The organism is Maritimibacter fusiformis, from assembly GCF_008086115.1.
In the GTDB taxonomy this organism is placed as follows: Bacteria; Pseudomonadota; Alphaproteobacteria; order Rhodobacterales; family Rhodobacteraceae; genus Muriiphilus; species Muriiphilus fusiformis.
In genome coordinates, this window is sequence record NZ_VSIY01000009.1 from 53,961 (window position 1) to 72,322 (window position 18,362).

General features: G+C 68.3%; 22 protein-coding genes. 3 read left to right on the plus strand and 19 right to left on the minus strand.

The genetic code is table 11. The annotated features are described in order from the left end of the window. Positions 1–22: 22 nt before the first annotated feature. The 11 genes from tolB to ruvC form a co-directional block, all read right to left on the minus strand. Positions 23–1,348, minus strand: coding sequence for a Tol-Pal system beta propeller repeat protein TolB (gene tolB / locus FVF75_RS10855; RefSeq protein ID WP_148378006.1), 1,326 nt, complete (start codon positions 1,346–1,348; stop codon positions 23–25). Next, entirely contained in the window at positions 1,345–2,382 is a 1,038-nt protein-coding gene (locus FVF75_RS10860; protein ID WP_148378007.1) for an energy transducer TonB, read from the minus strand. Before FVF75_RS10860 ends, tolB begins: the two co-directional genes overlap by 4 nt. 9 nt (positions 2,383–2,391) lie before the next feature. Beyond that, positions 2,392–2,859, minus strand: a complete 468-nt coding sequence (gene tolR / locus FVF75_RS10865) for a protein TolR (RefSeq protein WP_148378008.1) — start codon at positions 2,857–2,859, stop codon at positions 2,392–2,394. 1 nt (position 2,860) lies between these two features. Then, a complete protein-coding gene (tolQ, locus tag FVF75_RS10870; protein WP_148378009.1) occupies positions 2,861–3,556 on the minus strand; it encodes a protein TolQ in 696 nt (231 codons plus the stop codon). 123 nt (positions 3,557–3,679) lie between these two features. Beyond that, positions 3,680–4,069, minus strand: coding sequence for a tol-pal system-associated acyl-CoA thioesterase (ybgC, locus tag FVF75_RS10875; protein ID WP_148378010.1), 390 nt, complete (start codon positions 4,067–4,069; stop codon positions 3,680–3,682). Beyond that, positions 4,066–4,623, minus strand: coding sequence for an RNA 2',3'-cyclic phosphodiesterase (gene thpR / locus FVF75_RS10880; protein WP_148378011.1), 558 nt, complete (start codon positions 4,621–4,623; stop codon positions 4,066–4,068). The genes ybgC and thpR overlap by 4 nt, the downstream gene beginning before the upstream one ends. Then, positions 4,623–5,243, minus strand: a complete 621-nt coding sequence (locus FVF75_RS10885) for a class I SAM-dependent methyltransferase (RefSeq protein ID WP_148378012.1) — start codon at positions 5,241–5,243, stop codon at positions 4,623–4,625. Before FVF75_RS10885 ends, thpR begins: the two co-directional genes overlap by 1 nt. Further along, positions 5,240–5,860, minus strand: a complete 621-nt coding sequence (locus FVF75_RS10890; RefSeq protein WP_148378013.1) for a hypothetical protein — start codon at positions 5,858–5,860, stop codon at positions 5,240–5,242. The genes FVF75_RS10885 and FVF75_RS10890 overlap by 4 nt, the downstream gene beginning before the upstream one ends. Positions 5,861–5,935: 75 nt before the next feature. Then, positions 5,936–6,964: a Holliday junction branch migration DNA helicase RuvB gene (gene ruvB / locus FVF75_RS10895; RefSeq protein WP_148378014.1), complete on the minus strand. Its 1,029-nt coding sequence runs from the start codon at positions 6,962–6,964 to the stop codon at positions 5,936–5,938. Positions 6,965–6,967: 3 nt separating this feature from the next. Beyond that, entirely contained in the window at positions 6,968–7,639 is a 672-nt protein-coding gene (gene ruvA, locus FVF75_RS10900) for a Holliday junction branch migration protein RuvA (protein WP_148378015.1), read from the minus strand. Then, entirely contained in the window at positions 7,636–8,142 is a 507-nt protein-coding gene (gene ruvC, locus FVF75_RS10905) for a crossover junction endodeoxyribonuclease RuvC (RefSeq protein ID WP_148378016.1), read from the minus strand. Before ruvC ends, ruvA begins: the two co-directional genes overlap by 4 nt. Before the next feature lie 313 nt (positions 8,143–8,455). Here ruvC and FVF75_RS10910 point away from each other — a divergent pair, with 313 nt between their 5' ends. Further along, positions 8,456–8,653, plus strand: a complete 198-nt coding sequence (locus FVF75_RS10910; RefSeq protein ID WP_148378017.1) for a DUF1127 domain-containing protein — start codon at positions 8,456–8,458, stop codon at positions 8,651–8,653. A gap of 114 nt (positions 8,654–8,767) precedes the next feature. On the opposite strand, the gene FVF75_RS10915 is transcribed toward FVF75_RS10910, so the two are convergent. From FVF75_RS10915 to rpiA, 7 genes are all read right to left on the minus strand, one after another. Continuing rightward, a complete protein-coding gene (locus FVF75_RS10915; protein ID WP_148378222.1) occupies positions 8,768–10,168 on the minus strand; it encodes a DegQ family serine endoprotease in 1,401 nt (466 codons plus the stop codon). Between the two features lie 374 nt (positions 10,169–10,542). Next, positions 10,543–10,740 (minus strand): DUF2065 domain-containing protein, encoded by a 198-nt coding sequence (locus FVF75_RS10920; RefSeq protein ID WP_318278440.1) that lies wholly within the window; start codon positions 10,738–10,740, stop codon positions 10,543–10,545. Next, complete coding sequence (hflC, locus tag FVF75_RS10925; protein ID WP_148378018.1) at positions 10,737–11,645, minus strand: protease modulator HflC; 909 nt, start codon at positions 11,643–11,645, stop codon at positions 10,737–10,739. The genes FVF75_RS10920 and hflC overlap by 4 nt, the downstream gene beginning before the upstream one ends. Next, complete coding sequence (gene hflK, locus FVF75_RS10930) at positions 11,645–12,802, minus strand: FtsH protease activity modulator HflK (protein WP_148378019.1); 1,158 nt, start codon at positions 12,800–12,802, stop codon at positions 11,645–11,647. The genes hflC and hflK overlap by 1 nt, the downstream gene beginning before the upstream one ends. 75 nt (positions 12,803–12,877) lie before the next feature. After that, positions 12,878–14,236 (minus strand): glutathione-disulfide reductase, encoded by a 1,359-nt coding sequence (gor, locus tag FVF75_RS10935; protein ID WP_187393049.1) that lies wholly within the window; start codon positions 14,234–14,236, stop codon positions 12,878–12,880. 2 nt (positions 14,237–14,238) lie between these two features. Beyond that, on the minus strand, positions 14,239–14,787 hold the full coding sequence (locus FVF75_RS10940; protein WP_148378021.1) for a hypothetical protein: 549 nt from the start codon (positions 14,785–14,787) through the stop codon (positions 14,239–14,241). A gap of 10 nt (positions 14,788–14,797) precedes the next feature. Then, complete coding sequence (rpiA, locus tag FVF75_RS10945; protein WP_148378022.1) at positions 14,798–15,580, minus strand: ribose-5-phosphate isomerase RpiA; 783 nt, start codon at positions 15,578–15,580, stop codon at positions 14,798–14,800. A 271-nt stretch (positions 15,581–15,851) separates the two neighbouring features. On the opposite strand from rpiA, the gene FVF75_RS10950 reads away from it, so the two are divergent. After that, on the plus strand, positions 15,852–16,205 hold the full coding sequence (locus FVF75_RS10950) for a YbaN family protein (RefSeq protein ID WP_148378023.1): 354 nt from the start codon (positions 15,852–15,854) through the stop codon (positions 16,203–16,205). 81 nt (positions 16,206–16,286) lie between these two features. Beyond that, the gene (locus FVF75_RS10955) at positions 16,287–17,663 is read left to right on the plus strand and encodes an L-serine ammonia-lyase (RefSeq protein ID WP_148378024.1); all 1,377 of its coding nucleotides are present in this window, start codon (positions 16,287–16,289) and stop codon (positions 17,661–17,663) included. Here the strand turns inward: FVF75_RS10955 and FVF75_RS10960 are convergent. Beyond that, a complete protein-coding gene (locus tag FVF75_RS10960; RefSeq protein WP_148378025.1) occupies positions 17,644–18,315 on the minus strand; it encodes a thiamine diphosphokinase in 672 nt (223 codons plus the stop codon). The two genes, FVF75_RS10955 and FVF75_RS10960, sit on opposite strands and share 20 nt — an antisense overlap. Between the last annotated feature and the right edge of the window lie 47 nt (positions 18,316–18,362).

The following is an 18,362-nucleotide window of genomic DNA, read 5'->3' on the forward strand; positions in this document are numbered from 1 at the left end:
CGCGCGCGGTTTGGGAATCGGCCTAGTTCTGGAGCGGGCCCCAGGACGGGTCCGAGGCGGCCTCGGGGGTCTGCACCCGGCGCAGGTTGCGCCCGGAGATATCGACCGAGTAAAGCCCCGGCGCACCCTCGGCGCCCTGGGTTTCGCGGGTGAACATGATCACCCGGCCATTGGGCGACCAGGTCGGCCCTTCGTCGAGGAACGAGGCCGTCAGCAGGCGTTCCTCGGAGCCGTCGACCCGCATCACCCCGATGTGAAAGCGCCCGGCGTTCTGCTTGGTGAAGGCGATCAGGTCACCGCGCGGCGACCACACCGGCGTCGAATAGCGCCCCGGGCCGAAGCTGATGCGCGTGGCCTCCCCGCCGCCAGCGGGCATGACGTAAAGCTGCTGGGTGCCGGAGCGGTCGCTCTCGAACACCATCTGGCTGCCGTCGGGGGAATAGGACGGCGCGGTTTCGATCGCCGGCGTATCGGTCAACTGGCGCAGCCCGCCGCCGCCCAGGTCCATCGTATAGAGGTCGCTGTTGCCGCCACGTTCGAGCGAGAACACCACGCCCGTGCCGTTCGGGTTGAAGCGGGGCGAAAACGTCATGTTGCCGCCGCCGGTATCGAGCGCCATGCGCCCGACGCTGGCCACGTCGAGCAGGTAGATCTGCGGCCGCCCGCTTTCATACGAGGTATAGAGCACCCGGTCGCCGGTGGGCGAGAACCGCGGCGCCAGCACCAGCGACGTGGAATCGGTCAGATACTGCACGTTGGCGCCATCGTAATCCATGATCGCCAACCGCTTGCGCCGGGCATCCTTGGGGCCGCTTTCGGAAACGAACACCACCCGGCTGTCGAAATAGCCGTTTTCGCCGGTGATGCGCGAATAGACCACATCGGCCACCTTGTGCGCCATCCGCCGCCAGCCCGAGACGGTGCCGGAGAATTGCAGCCCCTCGCCCAGCGGTGCGCCGGAGAACACGTCGAACAGGCGGAACTTGACGCTGAGGGTGCCGCCCGGCCCGGTCGCCACCGCGCCGGTGACAAGCGCCTGGGCGTTGATCGCCTTCCAGTCCGGGTAGGACACCGGCGCGTCGAAGCTGGTCACGCTCGAGATGAAGGCCGATGACGGGATCTCGCGAAACAACCCGGTGCCGGCGAGGTCTGCGGCCACCACCCGGCTGATGTCGGCGGCATATTGCGCACCGTCGCCGCCTTCACCGACAAAGGTCGGGATGGCGAAGGGCAAGGGTTCGATGACGCCTTCGGTGATCTCGATCCGGAGCGGACCGGATTGCGCCCGGGCGGCCTGGGCCAGGCCGATGACGACCAGCGTCAGTGTCAGGATACGCAGCAGTTTCATTTGATCCTCATGTTCTCCGGATTGAACGTCATTTCAATCTCTCGCCATTGTTCATACTTGTCACTCGGCAGATTATAGCCGTTCGCCCCGCAGCGGATAATCGCCCGCCGGGCCGCCTCGAACGCGGTGTTGATCGCGGTCTGGTTCGGCCCGTCGGACGAGACCAGCCGGATGGCGTCCGGCTGCCCGCCGCGAGACATGCTTACCAGAACCACCACGGTTGTCGCCATGGCATCGGTCGAGGACGAGCCGAGATTCCAGCATTGTGATACCGCGACCCGCAGCCCGTCCTTCTCGCCGCGCGTCAGCGGCGGGCCGGAGGGCACCGGGGACGGATCGGGCGCGGGCGTGGCGGTGTCGTTCAGGATGTCGGCCAGGGCGTCGTCCACGGCGCTGTCGATGGCGTCGGTCAGGTCGGGGGCCGGTTCGGGGTCGGGTTGCGGCGCCGGCTCGGCGGTTTCGACCGGCGGGCGCGGCCGGTCCGGCCGGGCCTGGGGCCGGATCGAGGTGACGGGGGCCGAGGACGGGGTTTCGGCCTCGGTCACGATCTCGGTGGTGGCCTCTTCGGGTGCGGTCGGCGGCAACTCCTCGACCGGCTGATCGGTCGGGGTGTCGGCGGGCGTCGTGTCGTCGATGACCTCGGGGCCGGGCACGGCCTCGGGCTCCGGCGCGGGGGCCGGTTCGGGCGCGACGCGGTCGGCCTCGGGCGGGGTCGGCTGGTCGTCCGGCACGGCCTCGGGGGTCGGCGGCACGGCGGGTGGTTCGGGGATCGGTTCCGGCTCGGGCTCGGGCTCGGGCTCGGGCACCGGCGGTGCCGGGCGCGGCGGCGGCGCGGCGGTGATTTCGGGGGCAAGGCTGGGGGCCTCGGGCTGCGGCTGGGCGCTCAGGGCCGCGAACTCCTCGGCGGAGACGATCGAGACCTCGGCCACGTTCAAGAGCGGTTCATCCCGGTCACGCAGGATCAGGCCCCCGAACAGAAGCCACAGGATCAGCAGCAGATGCGCGATCCCCGAGATGATGTAGCCGGTTTTCATGGCGCTCGGTTATTGCCCGTCCATGTTTGGCCCGCCGGTGTCCGTCACCAGCCCGATATTGTGGAAGCCGCCGGAATTCAGCGCCCCCATCACCTGCGCCACCACCTCGTAGGGCACGCGGCCATCGGCGCGCAGGAAGATCTTGTCGTCGGTGCGCTCGGCAGCGATGGCGCGCAGCTTGGAGATCAGCTCGTCGGGCGCGATCTCGGTCTTCATCAGCGCGATGGTGCCCTCGGCGGTGATCGAAATGGTCAGCGGCTCCTCCTCGACCGACGGCAGCGGCGTGGCCGCCGTTTTCGGCAGTTCCACCGGCACGCCCACGGTCATCAGCGGTGCCGCCACCATGAAGATGATCAGAAGCACCAGCATCACGTCGACCATCGGCGTGATGTTGATCTCCGACATCATCGCCCGATGCCTGCCCCGACGCCGCCCCCGGCGCGCGCGCGGTTTGGACTGCTGAACCGTCCCGGCCATGTCAGCTATCCAACTGGCGGCTGAGGATGGTGGCGAACTCGTCGGCGAAGGCCTCCCAGCTGGCGACGATGGTGTCGCTGTCGGCGGTCAGCTTGTTGTAGAAGATCAGGGCCGGGATCGCGGCGAGCAGGCCGAGGCCGGTGGCCAGAAGCGCCTCGGCGATGCCGGGCGCGACCACGGCCAGGCTGGTGTTCTGCTGCTGGGCGATCTCCATGAAGGCGTGCATGATTCCCCAGACGGTGCCGAACAGCCCGATGAAGGGGGCCGACGACGCCACGGTGGCCAGGAAACTCAGGCCCGTGTTCAGCCCCTCGGCCTCCTTGGCGATGGCCACGTCCATCGAGCGGTCGATCCGGCTTTGCGCCCCCGCGATCAGCCCGCCGTCCGAGCGGTGCGAGCGGCGCCATTCCAGCATCCCGGCGGCGAACACCTTTTCGGATGCGCCCGTGGGGGCCGGTCCGACCTGGTCGAACAGCTCATCCAGCGGCTCGCCCGACCAGAAGGCGGTGTCGAACACGCCCGCCTCGGCCCGCGCGCGGCGGAATTGCAGGAACTTGGTGACGATGATCGCCCAGGAATAGAAGGACGCGGCGATGAGCAGGATCATCACCAGTTTCACGATCAGCGTTGCACGCAGGAAAAGCGCCCAGAACGAAAAATCGATCTGTTGCGCCATAGCGAGTGTTTCGGATTCCATCAATCTGCCTCGGTCACGCCATCTCTGTCGGACGGCTGTATGCGCCGAAAACTACCGCATTTGAACGGGGAAAGCCAACACATCCGCGTCATGGACGCCAAAACCCGGGCTGTTTTGGCGCTTTCAGTGCAAGGACAGGCGGATATTCGCCGGCAAACGGGCCGGTTGGCCGGTCTCGGTGAGGGCCACCAGCGTCACTTTCGCGGCGAAAAGTTCAGTGCCGCCGCGCCGGACCACCTGCGACAGCACGATGCGCACGCCGGTCACCGCCTCGACCGAGGTCTCCACCACAAGCTCGTCGTCAAAGCGCGCGGGCGAGAGGTAGTCGGCCTCGATATGGCGCACCGCGAACACGATGCCACCCTGCTCTTTCAACGCCACCTGATCGACCCCGCGCTCGCGCACCATCTCGGTGCGCGCGCGTTCGATGAACTTGAGGTAGTTGGCGTAATAGACGATCCCGGCAAGGTCGGTATCCTCGTAATAGACGCGCAAGGGGAAGTGGTGGGTCATGGCGTTGCCTGGCTCCTTAGATCGACGCTGGCCAGCGGCAGGTGCAGCGGCCCCTCGGGGCGCAGGTGCGACTCGTAGATCGTGACGCTGGTGGCCGTGGCGGGCGGGGTCGAGAACGCGCCGTTGAGGTGCAGGAAATCGGCCAGCCTGCGCTCGTGCTTGGGGCCGAGCACCCGGGGCAGCCGTGCGATGGTGACATGTGGGCGAAAGCGCTCGCGGCCCATGCCGATCCCCGCCGCGCGCACCGCCTGCAGCACCTTGGCGTGCAGGCGGGTGAGGTCCGGCGTGGCCTCGACGGCGGCGAACAGCACCCCCGGCTTGCGCCCGCCAAACAGGTCCAGCCCGCGCAGCGACAGCTCCACCGGCGCCAGCGACAGACCCTCCAGCCCAAGCGCCAGGTCGGACAGCGCCGCCGCACTCACCTCGCCCAGGAACGCCAGCGTCAGGTGCAGATTGTCCTCGGGCACGGCGCGGCCCACGTCGAGACCGGCCTGCAGCCGCGTGAGCGGGGCGATCAGCGCCTCGGGCAGGTCGAGCGTGACGAAGGCCCGCATCAGGGGCGCTTTCTGAACACGCTGAACTGGAAATTCTGCCGGTTCTGCTTGGGGGTCACATGGACATGGCGGCGGGCCTCGAGCGGCTCGAACACGCCGGGGGCATGACGCTCGACCTCGGCCGCCAGCGCCTCGGGCGCATAGCGATGCACCGGCAGGCCCGAGCATTTCTCGGGGCCATCGTCGGCGAAGGTGCCGATCACCGCCACGCCGCCGGGGGCGAGGGCTGCGTCCATGACCGCGACATAGGCGGCCCGGTCCGCCACCCCGGTCAGGAAATGAAGCACCGCCCGGTCATGCCACAGGCCGAGGCCGGGGGCGGGCTGCCAGCCGGTGACATCGCCCACCACCCAGTCCACCTGATCCGCCCGCGCCCCGAGCCGGGCGCGCGAGATCGCCAGCGCCTCGTCCGACAGATCGAGCGCGGTGACGGGGCCGAAACCCGCATCGAGCAGCGCGTCGACCAGGTGCGAGGTGCCGGCGCCGATATCGACTGCCGGGCCCGGGGTGGCATGGGCGCGGATCAACTCCATCGAAACGCCGGGGGCGGCCTCGTACCAGGTCAGCGCCTCGGTGTCGCGGGCGCGGTAGACGTCGTTCCAGTGGCTCTTGCCGGTCATCGTGTCATCCTCGCGAACAGTCTCAGCGCATGGGCCGGGTCGCTGGCCGCGACCGGCATGACCGGATCGTATGCCGCGCGGATCAGATCGGCAATCTCCGGGCGCAGCACCGCCGCCCCGCTGGCCGGATCGCGCGCCAGGGGCGAGGCCTGGGCAAAGGCGCCCTCGCCCCAGGTCAGGATCATTTGCACAGCCTGCGACAGCGCCACGGTGTCCGCGGGCAGGTCCTGCATGCCGCGGGCCATGCGCACGAACTGGAACGCGGCCTTGATCGCGCCGCGGCGGTCGTGGCGAAAGGCCCGGTATTGCACCGCGTCGGCGGCCTTGAGCCGCGCCACCACCGCATCGAGCCCCGGGATCAGGCGGTCGAGGTCGGGCACGCCGGTCAACTCGTCCCAGTCGCGCAGGAAAAACAGCATCAGGTTGGCGCCCAGTTCGGCGTCGATCTCTTCCACATCCTGCCCGGCCAGCGCCGCCACCGCGAAAATCGCCTCGCGCACCACGTCTAGCGTCGTGTCTTCCACCCCGAACACCACCGGCGCGATCGGCCGGCCCCAGCGGGCAAAGGCATAGTCGCCGCCCTGCATGAACAGCGCCTGAACCTCGTCCGGGGTCATGCTTCGGGCTTCATCTTGGCAAAAATACTCATGACCCAGACCTAGGCAGCGCACCCGGCGGGTGCAACTCTCTCGCTACTTGGAAAACAGGTCGGTCTGGCCCGGCGGCCGGGGCGCGGCAAGGCCCAGATGCGCCCAGGCCGACGGTCCCAGCATCCGCCCGCGCGGGGTGCGCTGGATCAGGCCCTGTTGCAGCAGGAACGGCTCGATCACCTCCTCGAGCGCATCGCGGCTTTCCGACAGCGCCGCCGACAGGGTCTCGATCCCGACCGGGCCGCCGCCGTAATGCTCGGCCATCAGCCCGAGATAGCGCCGGTCGGCCCCGTCCAGCCCAAGGTGATCGACCCCCAGCCGGGTCAGCGCCATGTCGGCCAGTTCGCGGGTGATGCGCCCGTCGCCCTCGACCACGGCAAAATCGAGCACCCGGCGCAAAAGCCGCCCGGCGATGCGCGGCGTGCCACGGGCGCGGCGGGCGATTTCCAGCGCCCCCTCGGTCGCGGTCGGGGCGCCGAGTTTCTGCGCGTTGCGAGTGACGATCTCGTGCAGTTCCTCGACGGTGTAGAACTGCAGCCGCGTCGGGATGCCGAAACGGTCGCGCAGCGGCGTGGTCAGAAGCCCCAGCCGGGTGGTCGCGCCGACCAGCGTGAAGGGCTGCAACTCGATCCTGACAGTGCGCGCGGCGGGGCCTTCGCCGATCACCAGGTCCAGCTCGAAATCCTCGAGCGCCGGATAGAGCACCTCCTCGACCACCGGGTTCAGGCGGTGGATCTCGTCGATGAACAGCACGTCGCGGGCCTCGAGATTGGTCAGGATCGCGGCCAGGTCGCCCGCCTTGGCCAGCACCGGGCCGGAGGTCATGCGGAAATTCACGCCCAGTTCGCGCGCCATGATCTGCGCCAGCGTGGTCTTGCCCAGGCCGGGCGGGCCGTGGAAAAGGGCATGATCCATCGCCTCGCCCCGCCTGCGCGCGCTTTCGATGAACACGCGCAGGTTGGCGCGGGCCTCGGCCTGGCCGATGAAGTCGTCCAGAACCTGCGGACGCAGCGCCCGGTCGAAATCCTCGGGGCGCGGCTCGGGGCGCAGGGTGGGGTCGGGTTCGGTCATGCCCTAGCCCCTCGGTGCCAGCAGCTTGAGCGCGGCGCGGATCAGGCCCGGTGTGTCGAGCTCGGGGCTCGCGTTCAGGGCGGTGGCAACGGCCGAGGCGGCCTCGCCGGGGGCGTAGCCGAGGTTGGCAAGCGCCGACAGCGCCTCGGACTGGGCGGCGGCCTGTGGGGCCGGGGCCGGCGCGCGCGCGCCGGGGGCCGCGCCAGCGTGCGCTGGGGCATCCTCGATCAGCGGGTCGGCCCCGGCGGCGCTTTGACCCGCCATCGCCATCACCATCGGTGCCTTGTCCTTCAACTCATTCACCACCCGTTGCCCGGTCTTGGGTCCGATCCCCTTGGCCGCCTTGATCGCGTTCCAGTCGCCCAGCGCGATGGCCCGGCTGACGCCATCGGCCCCCAGCGCGCCGAGGATCGCGAGCGCCGCCTTGGCGCCGACCCCCTGCACGGACATGAGCAGGCGAAACCACTCCTTTTCCACCAGCGTCGAAAAGCCGTAGAGCTGCAGCAGATCCTCGCGCACGATCAGGTCGGTGAACAGCGCCGTGGCCTCGCCCGGCCCCGGCAGCCCGGCCAGCGTGCGGTCCGAGACGAACACGATGTAGCCGACCCCGCGCACGTCGATCAGCACGTGGTCGGGACCGCGCACCTCGATCCGCCCGGCGATGCGCCCGATCATGCCGGCGCCCGCTTGATTGCGTCGGCGAGGCGGCTGCCGGCGCGGGCGTGGAAGGCATGGCACAACGCGATGGCCAGCGCGTCGGCGGCGTCCGGCCCGGCGATCTCGGCGCCGGGCAATTGCAGGCGCACCATGTGGGCGACCTGGCGCTTGTCGGCATGGCCGACGCCGACCACGGTTTTCTTGATCTGGTTGGGGGCGTATTCGCCGACCGTCAGCCCGGCGCGGGCCGGCACCAGCATGGCGATGCCGCGTGCCTGGCCCAGTTTGAGCGTGCCGGCCCCGTCGCGGTTCACAAAGGTCTGTTCCACCGCCGCGGCCTCGGGGGCATAGCGCGCCATGACCTCCGACAGCCCGTCGAACAGCGCCAGCAGGCGTTCGCCCAGCGCCGTGCCGCTGCCGTGAACGATGCCATTGGCAACATGGGACAGGCGGCTGCCGTCGGTGTCGATCACGCCCCAGCCGAGGTTCCGAAGCCCCGGATCAATGCCGATCACCCGCATCTGGCTGCCCTGCCCCTGTTGCTTTTCCTCCGGTTAGCACGAAACGCGAACATCTGCCAGCGGTTTTGCGCCGCGCGGCGGCGGGCGGCCCGGGGCGGCCGGGAGATGCCGCAGTGCGGAAAAGATGGGTGCGCTTCCGTGAGGGAAAGCATTTATCGCTTTTTTTCGGCAGGTTAGGAGGCCGACGAGCTATGCATCCGGTGCATGATGGGATTGCGATCCGCGCCCTTGTTTCTGCATCGCAGCATCGCTAGATGATGCCTCGAAGCCGACGGCTTTGCGATACTCACTCGTTGACACGAAGGAACATGACATGGCTGCATACAGCACCTCCCCCGACATCGGCGGCCGCACCTTCGCGACCCGCTTTTCCCGCTTCTGGCACGGCGTCTATGCCCGCATCATCGAGGCGCAAGAACAGCGCGCCACGCGCATCATGCTGGAACAGCTCACGGACCGCGAACTGGACGATATCGGCCTGACCCGCTGGGACGTCGCCCGCATGCGCTAATGCGGCGACGACCACCCGCTGGCGGGTGGCCCACGCAAAAACCCCCACGGCCCGGCCGTGGGGGTTTTCTGTTGTCGAACGGGTCCGGCGCGAGGGCCGCGCCGGACCGCTTGCCTATTCGGACACCGACAGCGCGATGAACCGCGGATCGCCGCCCCGACGGATCAGCAGCAGGATCGACTGGCGGCCACCGTCGCGCGCGGCTTCGAGCCGGCGCTCCAAGGTGGCGATGTCGGTCACCGGCTCCTGCCCGGCCTCGGCGATCACGTCGCCGGCGCGCAGGCCCTTGGCATAGGCTTCGCTGGCGGGGTCGATGTCGGTCACCACCAGCCCCTCGGCATTGGCGTCCAGCCCGAGATTGTCGCGCAGCGTGTCGGTCATCTCGGCCAGGTCCATGCCCAGCACGGATTTTTCGACCGGCGCCGGCGGGGTGGTGTCGCCGCTGCCCGGGGTTGCGGCCTCGGCGTCCTCGCGCCGGCCCAGCACGACCTTGAGGGTCTGGGTCTCGCCGTCGCGCAGCACGACCACGCGCACGGTCTTGCCGACCGGGGCGTCACCGACGATGCGCACCAGTTCGCGGGTGTCGGACACGTCCTGGCCGTCGAAGTTGACGATCAGGTCGCCGGCCAGCACGCCGGCCTCCTTGGCCGGGCCGTCGGGCACATCGGTGACCAGCGCACCTGCGGTGCTGTCCAGCCCCATCGCCTCGGCGACATCATCGCTCACGTCCTGGATGCGCACGCCGAGCCAGCCGCGCCGGGTTTCGCCGTATTCGCGCAACTGGTCGACAACCTTCGACACCACGTTCGAGGCCATCGCGAAGCCGATCCCGATCGAGCCGCCGTTGGGGCTGAGAATCGCGGTGTTCACGCCGATCACCTCGCCCGACATGTTGAACAGCGGCCCGCCCGAGTTGCCCCGGTTGATCGCCGCGTCGGTCTGGATGAAGTCGTCGTAGGTGCCCGACAACTCGCGCCCGCGCGCCGAGATGATGCCGGCGGAGACCGAGAAGCCCTGGCCCAGCGGGTTGCCCATCGCCATCACCCAGTCGCCGACGCGCATCACGTCGCTGTCGCCGAAGGACACGAAGGGCAGCGGCTCGTCGGTCTCGACCTTCAAGAGGGCGATGTCGGTGTTGGGATCGGTGCCCACCACCGTGGCCGGCAGGGTGCCGCGACCGTTGTAGAATTCGATCAGGATCTCGTCGGCGCCTTCGATGACGTGGTTGTTCGTCACGATGAAGCCATCCTCGGTCACCAGAAAGCCCGAACCGAGAGCCTGGCTGCGGCGCTGCTGCGGGCGGCCGTCGCCGTCGCGGTTGAGGAAGTCACGGAAGAAATCCTCGAACGGCGAGCCTTCGGGCACCATCGGCACCGGGCCGCCGCCATCGGTGGAGATCAAGGTCGAGGTGGTGATGTTCACGACCGCCGGGCTGAATTGCTCGGCAAGATCGGCGAAACTTTCGGGGGCGCCCCGCGCCTCGACGCGCATCGCCGCCGAAAGGGCGAGGATCATCGTCAGCGCGAAGGCCAGCAGCACGCGGGGCTGCCATTGAAACGGGGTTGGAAGGGATCTGGCCGGTACGTTCACAGGGGTCTCCTTGTTAGTCGGCGCGGGTTCTTCGCCGCGTTCGTTCGTCGATGCGTTCCGGGGTCGGGTCGACGCCCGAGCTTGATCCGAAACCTGCGCAACATCCGATCGCCACGGGTGTTGAGAGGCGCCGCCGTCATGCGGCGCCTTGTCTGAATACTTTAGATAGGGCGCGGATCGGGCAACGCAAAGCGCCGCAATAATGCTCACGGCGTTGTGACGCGGCGGGTTTTCGCCGGCTGCCGGTGTCAGGGCGCCTGGAACGGGCCGGCCGCGGGGAATTTTCGCGTTGGGCCGCATCAGATGCCGAACCCGCGCGCCAGCCACACCAGCCCGACGCCGAGTGCCACCGCGATCAGGCCGATCGTGCGGCGCTGGTCTTTCGTGAGCGCCGCCATCGCCGCGACCAAATCGTCCAGACGCGAAGGGGCCAGTGCGAACACCAGCCCCTCGATCACCAGCACAAGGCCGAAGCCAAGTACGATATATCCGATCATTCCGCGACGGGGACCGCCGTGCCTCGGGTCGGCAGACCATCGGCGGAGTCGGTCTTGAAGTAGTCGAAGAACTCGCTGTTGGGCGAGATCACCAGCGTCGAGTTGTCACCCCGGATCGAGGTCTCGTAAGCCTTCAGCGAACGGTAGAAGGCGAAGAACTCGGGGTCGCGACCGAAGGCTTCGGCAAAGATCGCGTTGCGCAGCGCGTCGGCCTCGCCCCGGATGATCTCGGCTTCCTTCTGGGCCTCGGAGGTGGTTTCGACCACGGTCCGGTCGGCCCCGGCGCGCACCCGCTGGGCGGCTTCCTTGCCTCGGGCGATCTCGTCGGCGGCCTCGCGTTCACGCTCGGCGCGCATCCGTTCGAAGGTGGCGGCGAGGTTCTGCTCGGGCAGGTCGGCGCGCTTGATGCGCACGTCGATGATCTCGATCCCCAGCGCCAGCGCCTGAACACGGGCCTGGTCGCGGATCTGGTTCATCAGGGCGACCCGGTCAGCCGACAGGATGGCGCCGGAATCGACGCTGCCCAGCACTTCGCGCAGTTCGGCGTTCAGGATCCGCTCCAGCCGGGCGCGCGCGCCGGAGATCCCAGAGGCGCCGACGGCGCGGCGGAACTGGGTCGCGTTGGTGATGCGCCAGCGCGCGAAGGCATCGACCACGAGCCGGCGGTCGTCGGCCGGCGTCACCTCGAGCGGGTCGGTGTCGAGCGGCAGGATACGGTCGTCGTACTTGGCGATCTCGTGCAGGATCGGCACCTTGAAGTAGAGGCCCGGATCGTTGATTTCCGCGGTGACTTCGCCGAACCACAGGCGCAGCGTGTTCTCGCGCTCGTCCACGATGTAGTAGGAATTGAGCGCGAGCACCACGAGGACGATCAGGGCCCCGATCATGATCTGAAAACGGCGCATCAGTTGGCCCCTCCGGTTGTCGTGTTGGACGGCGAGCGTCTGAGTTCGTTGAGCGGCAGATAGGGCACCACGCCCTGCCCGCCCTGCGCGCCTTCGTCGATGATGACCTTGTCGACATCACCCAGCACGCGCTCCATCATCTCGAGATAGAGGCGCTTGCGCGTCACGTCCTCGGCCTTGACGTATTCGTCGTAGACGGCGATGAAGCGCGCGGCCTCACCCTCGGCCTCGTTGACCACCTTGGCGCGGTAGCCCTCGGCCTGTTCGAGAAGCTGGGCGGCCTCACCCCGGGCGGCCGCGACCACCTGGTTGGCATAGGCATCGGCCTGTTTCTCGAGCGTGTCGCGGGTCTGTTCGGCGGCCTGCACTTCGCGGAAGCTGTCGATCACCTCGCGCGGCGGGTCGGCGCGGTCGAAGTTCACCCGCACGATGTTGACGCCGGAATCGTAGCTGTCGAGTGTCGACTGGATCAGGTCCTGAAGCTCCTGGGCGATGACGCCCCGGTCGCGGTTCAGGATCGGCGCGAGGTTGGAGCGGCCGATGATTTCGCGCATGACCGATTCCGACACCGCGGTGATGGTGTCGACGGGATCGGCCAGGTTGAAGACGAAATTCTCGATGTTGCCGATGTTCCAGACCACCTGGAAGTCGATGTCGACGATGTTCTCGTCGCCGGTCAGCATCAGGCCGGCGTCCATTCCGGCGCCGATGTCGATGATGTTTTCGCGCGTCACCGGGTAGATCTCGTGCGTCACCACCGGCCAGGGCGCGAAGTTCAGACCCTCGGTGCCGACCTGGTGGCGTTCGCCGAACAGCAGTTCGACCGACTGTTCCGACGTGTCGACGCGGTAGAAGCTGGCAAACGCCCAGACGAACACCGCCGCGACCAGAACGATCAGGATGCCGCCACGGCCAAAGCCGCGCCCGCCGCCCTCACCGCCGCCGCCGTTGGGCCGGCCACGGTTGCCGCGTCCGCCCATCAATACGCGAAGCTGTTCCTGGCCCTTGCGCACCAGATCGTCGATCTCGGGGATCGGCCGATCCGGTCCGCCGCCCTGCCCGGGTCGGCGGTTGCCGCCCTGGTTGTCGTCGTTTCCGCCACCGGAACCGCCGCGATTGCCGCCGCCTCCCCAGGGGCCGCCATTGTCACTGGCCATGTGGTCTTTTCCCTTCTTCCTCGTCAGAGCGGTTTGCCTCACTAACTGGGCAATGCCACCAGGATTTCAACCCGCTCAATGTGATCGGATCGGTTGTTTCATAAGCACGATTTCCTCGGCCATGGTCGGATGCACCGCCACGGTCGCGTCGAAGTCGGCCTTGGTCGCGCCCATCTTGACCGCCACGGCGGCGAGCTGGATCATTTCCCCGGCCCCGTCCGCGACGATGTGACAGCCCAGCACCTTCTGCGTGGCCTGGCTGACGATCAGCTTGAACAGGACTCGTTCCTTGCGGTCGATAAAGCTTTTTTGCATCGGCCGAAAGGCGGCGCAGTAGATATCCACCGGCTCGCGGTCGCGGGCCTCTTCCTCGGTCAGGCCGACGGCGCCGTATTCCGGCTGGGTGAACACCGCCGAGGGCACGAGGTCGTGGTCGGGTTTGGTCGGGTTGCCCTTGAACACGGTCTCCACGAAGGCCGCGCCCTCGCGGATCGCCACCGGAGTGAGGGTGATGCGGTCGGTCACGTCGCCGACCGCGAAGATCGAGGGCACCGAGGTCTGGCCGTAGTCGTCGACGATGACCTGGCCCCAGCGGCCCAGCTTGACGCCGGCCTCGGCCAGCCCCAGGCCCTTGGTGTTGGGATGGCGCCCGGTGGCCAGCAGCACCTGGTCGAACACGTCCTCGCGCCCGTCTGTGCCCTTGACCCAGATGCGCCCGTCGCGCCGCTCCATGCGCTCGACCTCGAGGCCGACGTGCAGGTCGACGCCGGAATCGCGGATGATCTCGGCCAGGTGACCGCGCACCTCGCCGTCGAAGCCGCGCAGGATCTGCGCGCCGCGATACCATTGCGCCACATGCGCGCCGAGGCCCTGGAAGATGCCGGCGAATTCGCAGGCGATATAGCCGCCGCCGACGATCAGGATGCGCTCGGGGAAGGTTTCGAGGTCGAACACCTCGTTCGAGGTGATGCCCAGCTCGACGCCCGGCGCGCCCGGCAGATAGGGCACGCCGCCGGTGGCGATCAGGATGTGCTTGGCGGTAAAGCTCTCGCCGGTCGACAGCGCGACGGTGTGCGGGTCCGTGACGGTGGCGCGGGCGTCGAAGATCTCGGCGCCGGCACGGCCAAGGTTGGTGCGGTAGATGCCTTCGAGGCGTTCAAGCTCGGCATGAAGGCGCGGGCGAAAGCGGCTCCAGTCGAAGGCGGCGCCCTCGAAGTCCCAGCCGTAATCGCGCGCTGCCGACGCGGCCGCACCATACTGGCTGGCGAACACCATCAGCTTTTTCGGCACGCAGCCGCGAATGACGCAGGTGCCGCCCATGCGGAACTCCTCGGCCAGCGCCACCTTGGCGCCGGTCTCGGCCGCCATCCGCCCGGCGCGCACCCCGCCCGAGCCGCCGCCAATCACGAAGAGGTCATAGTCGAAATCCGCCATCGTCATCCTTTCATGCCGCTGTTCTTGTTGGCGGCCTTGCCCGCCTTGGCATCTGTCTTCACGCCCATCTTGCCGCCTGTCTTGCCACCCGCACCCGCGCCGAGGCGGGGCACGCGGTATTCGATGTTTGGCAGGCGGTCCTTGAGGCGGGCGAGGAACCGCTCGGTCGCCTCGCGGCCCATCATCCCGCTCGACACCGGCAGGATCCGAACCCGTCCGCCCTTGCCCGCGCGCACCAGAAGCGTGCCCATGCGCCGTGCCGGGTCAATGGTGTGGGCCTCGATCTCGCCCCAGCCGGCGTGCATCTCGCGCCCCCAGTTCAGGCAGACGGTGACGCCCCTGGCATCGACCTTGGCGACATAGCGCCGCCGCGCCAGCGTGATCAGCGCCGCCACCGCCAGCCCGCCGGCCAGCCCGGTCAGACCCAGCCACAGGGCCGAGCCGCCCTGAAGCCAGAGCCACAGCGCGCCCGCCGCCACCACAGTATAGAGACCGACCCGCAAGATCATCGCGCGCCGCGGCCCCGGCGCTACTTCGAACACCTCGTCCATCACGCCCCCCTCAGATATCGGCGAAGATGTTGTCGGTCTCGGCGAACTCGATGCGGCCTTCGTGATGGCTGCCCTCGTTGATGTCGGTCACCTCGACCCGGCCATCCTGGTGGCCGATCACCACCTTGTCGCAGATGTCGATGAAGAGGCCGTTCTCGACCACCCCGGGGATCTGGTTCAAGACCAGGCTCAGCTTTCGCGGATCGCCGATGCGCTGGAGATGCAGATCGACGATATGGTTGCCCTCGTCGGTGACGAAGGGCGCATCGCCGTTCATGCGCAGCGTGCCGGTCTGGCCCAGCACGTCGAGCGAGCCGAGGCTTTCCTCGATCAGCGCCTTGGTGGTCTGCCAGCCGAACGGCACCACCTCGACCGGCAGGGGAAAGGCGCCCAGGTGTTCGACCTGTTTCGACGGGTCGGTGATCACGATCATCATGTCGGAGGCGGTCGCGACGATCTTTTCCTGCAACAGCGCGCCGCCGCCGCCCTTGATGAGGTTCAGATCGGCGTCGAACTCGTCGGCCCCGTCGATGGTGAGATCGAGCCAGCGCGCCTCATCGAGGCTGATGACCTTGACGCCGACCTGCCGGGCCAGTTCGGCGGTGCGCGACGAGGTCGGCACGCCGGTGATCTTCAGCCCCTCCTCGCGGATGCGCTCGCCCAGGCAGCGCACCATCCAGGCAGCGGTCGAGCCGGTTCCGAGGCCGACGCGCATCCCGTCCTCGATGAAATCGACGGCACGTTTGGCGGCGACGAATTTGGCGGTGTCGATCGGAGACAGGTTGGCAGACATCACACGATTCCCCACAAGATCAAGATTTCGCCGCTTATAGGAACAATCGCGCCCCGGTGCGAGGGGGTTTCGGGCCGGGGTGCGGCAGAGACGCGCGGACCGGTCCATTGCGCCCGCCTGCCGGGGGGCCTAAGTTCGTGCCATGCCGATGCCATGGACCCCTCGACGTTCCAGCAAGGACTGGACCACCCGCGCCGCCGCACCGCCGACGCGCCTTGCGTTGCGGTCTGCCCGGGGCGCACGCATGCCCGGGACGATCTGAGGAATGGCCATGACACGCATGCTCTGGTTCGCGTTCGGCTGGGTGGCGGTGGCGCTGGGGCTGATCGGGGTGGTGTTGCCGGGCCTGCCAACCACGCCGTTCCTGCTGGTCGCGGCGTTCTCGTTCAGCCGCTCGTCGCCGCGCCTGCGGCTGTGGCTGGAGAACCACCCGCAATTCGGCCCGCCGATCCGCGACTGGGAAGACCGCGGCGCGATCTCGGCCCGGGCCAAGACGCTGGCGGTGGCGATGATGGGGCTGGTGTTTGCCATCAGCCTGATCGTCGGCATGCCGGGCTGGGTGCTGGCGGTGCAGGCGTTCTGCCTGGGCGGAGCCGCGACCTTCATCCTGACCCGGCCCGACTGAACCGGCTGCAATAGGTCGGTTTTGACACGACCCTGCCCGCCAAATCAGGCAAGATCGCTGCACACAACCGGAGACGCGCGCATGTTTCTGTCGGTATTCGAGATGTTCAAGGTCGGCATCGGCCCGTCCTCGTCGCACACGATGGGGCCGATGGTGGCGGCGGCGCGGTTTCTCGACCAGCTGCGCGGCACGGGCTTTTCCGCCCACGGGTTGCGCGCGGTGCTGCACGGCTCGCTCGCCTTCACCGGCGTCGGCCATGCCACCGACCGGGCGGTGATCCTGGGGCTTTCAGGTTTCGAGCCGGAGAATTACGACGCCGAGGCCGCCGAGCGCGAACTGGCGCGCATCTTCTCGCAGAACACGGTCATGCCCGAGGGCCTGCCGGTGCTGGCCTTCGATCCTGCGCGCGACCTGGTGTTCGACTATGACACGACCCTGCCCGGCCACCCCAACGGGCTGCGGCTGATGGCGCTGGATGCCCAGGGCGACGTGATCGTGCAGGAGACCTATTTCTCGATCGGCGGTGGTTTCGTCGTGACCGAGGCCGATCTGGCGGCGGTGCCGGACAAACCCACAGGCCCTTCGCCGCACCCCTACCCGTTCGAGACCGCCGCCGAGATGCTGACGATGGCCGAGGCCTCGGGCCTGTCCATCGCCGCGATGAAACGCGCCAATGAGCGTATCCACATGAGCGCCACCGAGATCGACAAGCGGCTGATGCGGATCTGGCAGGTGATGGATGAATGCATCGACCGCGGGCTGGCGGGTGACGGCGTGTTGCCGGGCGGGCTGGGGGTCAAGCGCCGGGCGCGCGCGATCCACGACAAGCTGCGCGCCGAACAGGGGCTGAACATCGCCGCCCCGCATATCGCGAACGAATGGATGTCGGTCTATGCGATGGCGGTGAACGAGGTGAACGCGGCCGGCGGCCAGGTGGTGACGGCGCCCACCAACGGGGCGGCGGGCGTGGTGCCTGCGGTGATCCGCTACTGGCTCGACCATGTGCCGGGGGCGGCGCGCGCGCGGGTGCCGGAGTTTCTGATGACGGCCGCGGCGATCGGCGGGGTGATCAAGCACAACGCCTCGATCTCGGGGGCCGAGGCGGGATGCCAGGCCGAGGTCGGCTCGGCCGCCGCGATGGCCGCGGCGGGCTTTGCGGCGGTGTCGGGCGCAACCCCGGCGCAGGTCGAGAACGCCGCCGAGATCGCGCTGGAGCATCACCTCGGCATGACCTGCGACCCGGTCAAGGGGCTGGTTCAGGTGCCCTGCATCGAACGCAACGGGCTGGGCGCGATCAAGGCGGTCAGCGCCGCAGCCCTGGCGCTGCGCGGCGACGGCAGCCATTTCATGCCGCTCGACAACTGCATCAAGGCGATGTTCGAGACCGGGCGCGACATGAGCGAGAAGTATAAGGAGACCGCGCTGGGCGGGCTGGCGGTCAACGTGCCGAACTGCTGATCGCGGCAATCGCTGCATCCAGCGCGGCGCGCGGCAGGATCACCAGAAGGCCGGTGGCGTCCGGCGTGATCTCGACTGGCCCGGCAACAGCACGGTTCGAAGTGCCGACCCGCCCCCATGGCGCCAGCCGCAGCCCGTCCAGCGGCCATTCCAGCCCGGAAGCGGTGACACCGACCTCGGCCATCGGAAACAGCGACACCCGGGTGCCGGGGGCAAGGTCGAGCGACACGCGCGCGGGGGCGTGAAAGCAGATGTCCTCGCCACCCACCAGGATGCAGCGCTTGTCCGGGTGGCGCACCAGCGCGTTGTAGCAGGCAAGCTCATGGTCGAGCCGCCCGCCGGTGAAGCCCACCCCCAGGATCACCGGCGCCTCGATATGGAGCAGCGCCTTTTCGAAGTCCGTGGTCTCCTGCTCGGTGATCTCGATCAGCGTCGCGGGGTCGAACCCGGCGCGGGTCTCGTCGTCGAGGCTGTCCATGTCACCCACCACCAGGCGCGGCACGTGGCCCAGCCCCAGCGCATGGCGCGCCGCCCCGTCGCAGGCCACCAGAATCGGCGCGCGCCTCAACAACTCGGAAACAGTTGCCGGTGTAAGCTCACCTCCGCCCAGAAGGGTAACATTGGCCGAAAACCGCGAAAGTCCGTCAATCATGGCGCACACTGTTCCATATCGAGAAACAATCCACATTCCCGCCGCGA

What these genes read in the sequence shown, in the direction of transcription:
- FVF75_RS10955 (WP_148378024.1), top strand. Translation starts at nt 16,287, where the DNA reads ATGTTTCTGTCGGTATTCGAGATGTTCAAGGTCGGCATCGGCCCGTCC.
- hflK (WP_148378019.1), bottom strand. Translation starts at nt 12,802, where the DNA reads ATGGCCAGTGACAATGGCGGCCCCTGGGGAGGCGGCGGCAATCGCGGC.
- FVF75_RS10860 (WP_148378007.1), bottom strand. Translation starts at nt 2,382, where the DNA reads ATGAAAACCGGCTACATCATCTCGGGGATCGCGCATCTGCTGCTGATC.
- tolB (WP_148378006.1), bottom strand. Translation starts at nt 1,348, where the DNA reads ATGAAACTGCTGCGTATCCTGACACTGACGCTGGTCGTCATCGGCCTG.
- FVF75_RS10920 (WP_318278440.1), bottom strand. Translation starts at nt 10,740, where the DNA reads ATGATCGGATATATCGTACTTGGCTTCGGCCTTGTGCTGGTGATCGAG.
- ruvA (WP_148378015.1), bottom strand. Translation starts at nt 7,639, where the DNA reads ATGATCGGGCGCATCGCCGGGCGGATCGAGGTGCGCGGTCCCGACCAC.
- gor (WP_187393049.1), bottom strand. Translation starts at nt 14,236, where the DNA reads ATGGCGGATTTCGACTATGACCTCTTCGTGATTGGCGGCGGCTCGGGC.
- FVF75_RS10960 (WP_148378025.1), bottom strand. Translation starts at nt 18,315, where the DNA reads ATGATTGACGGACTTTCGCGGTTTTCGGCCAATGTTACCCTTCTGGGC.
- FVF75_RS10890 (WP_148378013.1), bottom strand. Translation starts at nt 5,860, where the DNA reads ATGACCCCGGACGAGGTTCAGGCGCTGTTCATGCAGGGCGGCGACTAT.
- FVF75_RS10940 (WP_148378021.1), bottom strand. Translation starts at nt 14,787, where the DNA reads ATGGACGAGGTGTTCGAAGTAGCGCCGGGGCCGCGGCGCGCGATGATC.
- FVF75_RS10915 (WP_148378222.1), bottom strand. Translation starts at nt 10,168, where the DNA reads ATGATCCTCGCCCTTTCGGCGGCGATGCGCGTCGAGGCGCGGGGCGCC.
- FVF75_RS10910 (WP_148378017.1), top strand. Translation starts at nt 8,456, where the DNA reads ATGGCTGCATACAGCACCTCCCCCGACATCGGCGGCCGCACCTTCGCG.
- ruvC (WP_148378016.1), bottom strand. Translation starts at nt 8,142, where the DNA reads ATGCGGGTGATCGGCATTGATCCGGGGCTTCGGAACCTCGGCTGGGGC.
- tolQ (WP_148378009.1), bottom strand. Translation starts at nt 3,556, where the DNA reads ATGGAATCCGAAACACTCGCTATGGCGCAACAGATCGATTTTTCGTTC.
- hflC (WP_148378018.1), bottom strand. Translation starts at nt 11,645, where the DNA reads ATGCGCCGTTTTCAGATCATGATCGGGGCCCTGATCGTCCTCGTGGTG.
- rpiA (WP_148378022.1), bottom strand. Translation starts at nt 15,580, where the DNA reads ATGTCTGCCAACCTGTCTCCGATCGACACCGCCAAATTCGTCGCCGCC.
- FVF75_RS10885 (WP_148378012.1), bottom strand. Translation starts at nt 5,243, where the DNA reads ATGACCGGCAAGAGCCACTGGAACGACGTCTACCGCGCCCGCGACACC.
- FVF75_RS10950 (WP_148378023.1), top strand. Translation starts at nt 15,852, where the DNA reads ATGACACGCATGCTCTGGTTCGCGTTCGGCTGGGTGGCGGTGGCGCTG.
- ruvB (WP_148378014.1), bottom strand. Translation starts at nt 6,964, where the DNA reads ATGACCGAACCCGACCCCACCCTGCGCCCCGAGCCGCGCCCCGAGGAT.
- ybgC (WP_148378010.1), bottom strand. Translation starts at nt 4,069, where the DNA reads ATGACCCACCACTTCCCCTTGCGCGTCTATTACGAGGATACCGACCTT.
- tolR (WP_148378008.1), bottom strand. Translation starts at nt 2,859, where the DNA reads ATGGCCGGGACGGTTCAGCAGTCCAAACCGCGCGCGCGCCGGGGGCGG.
- thpR (WP_148378011.1), bottom strand. Translation starts at nt 4,623, where the DNA reads ATGCGGGCCTTCGTCACGCTCGACCTGCCCGAGGCGCTGATCGCCCCG.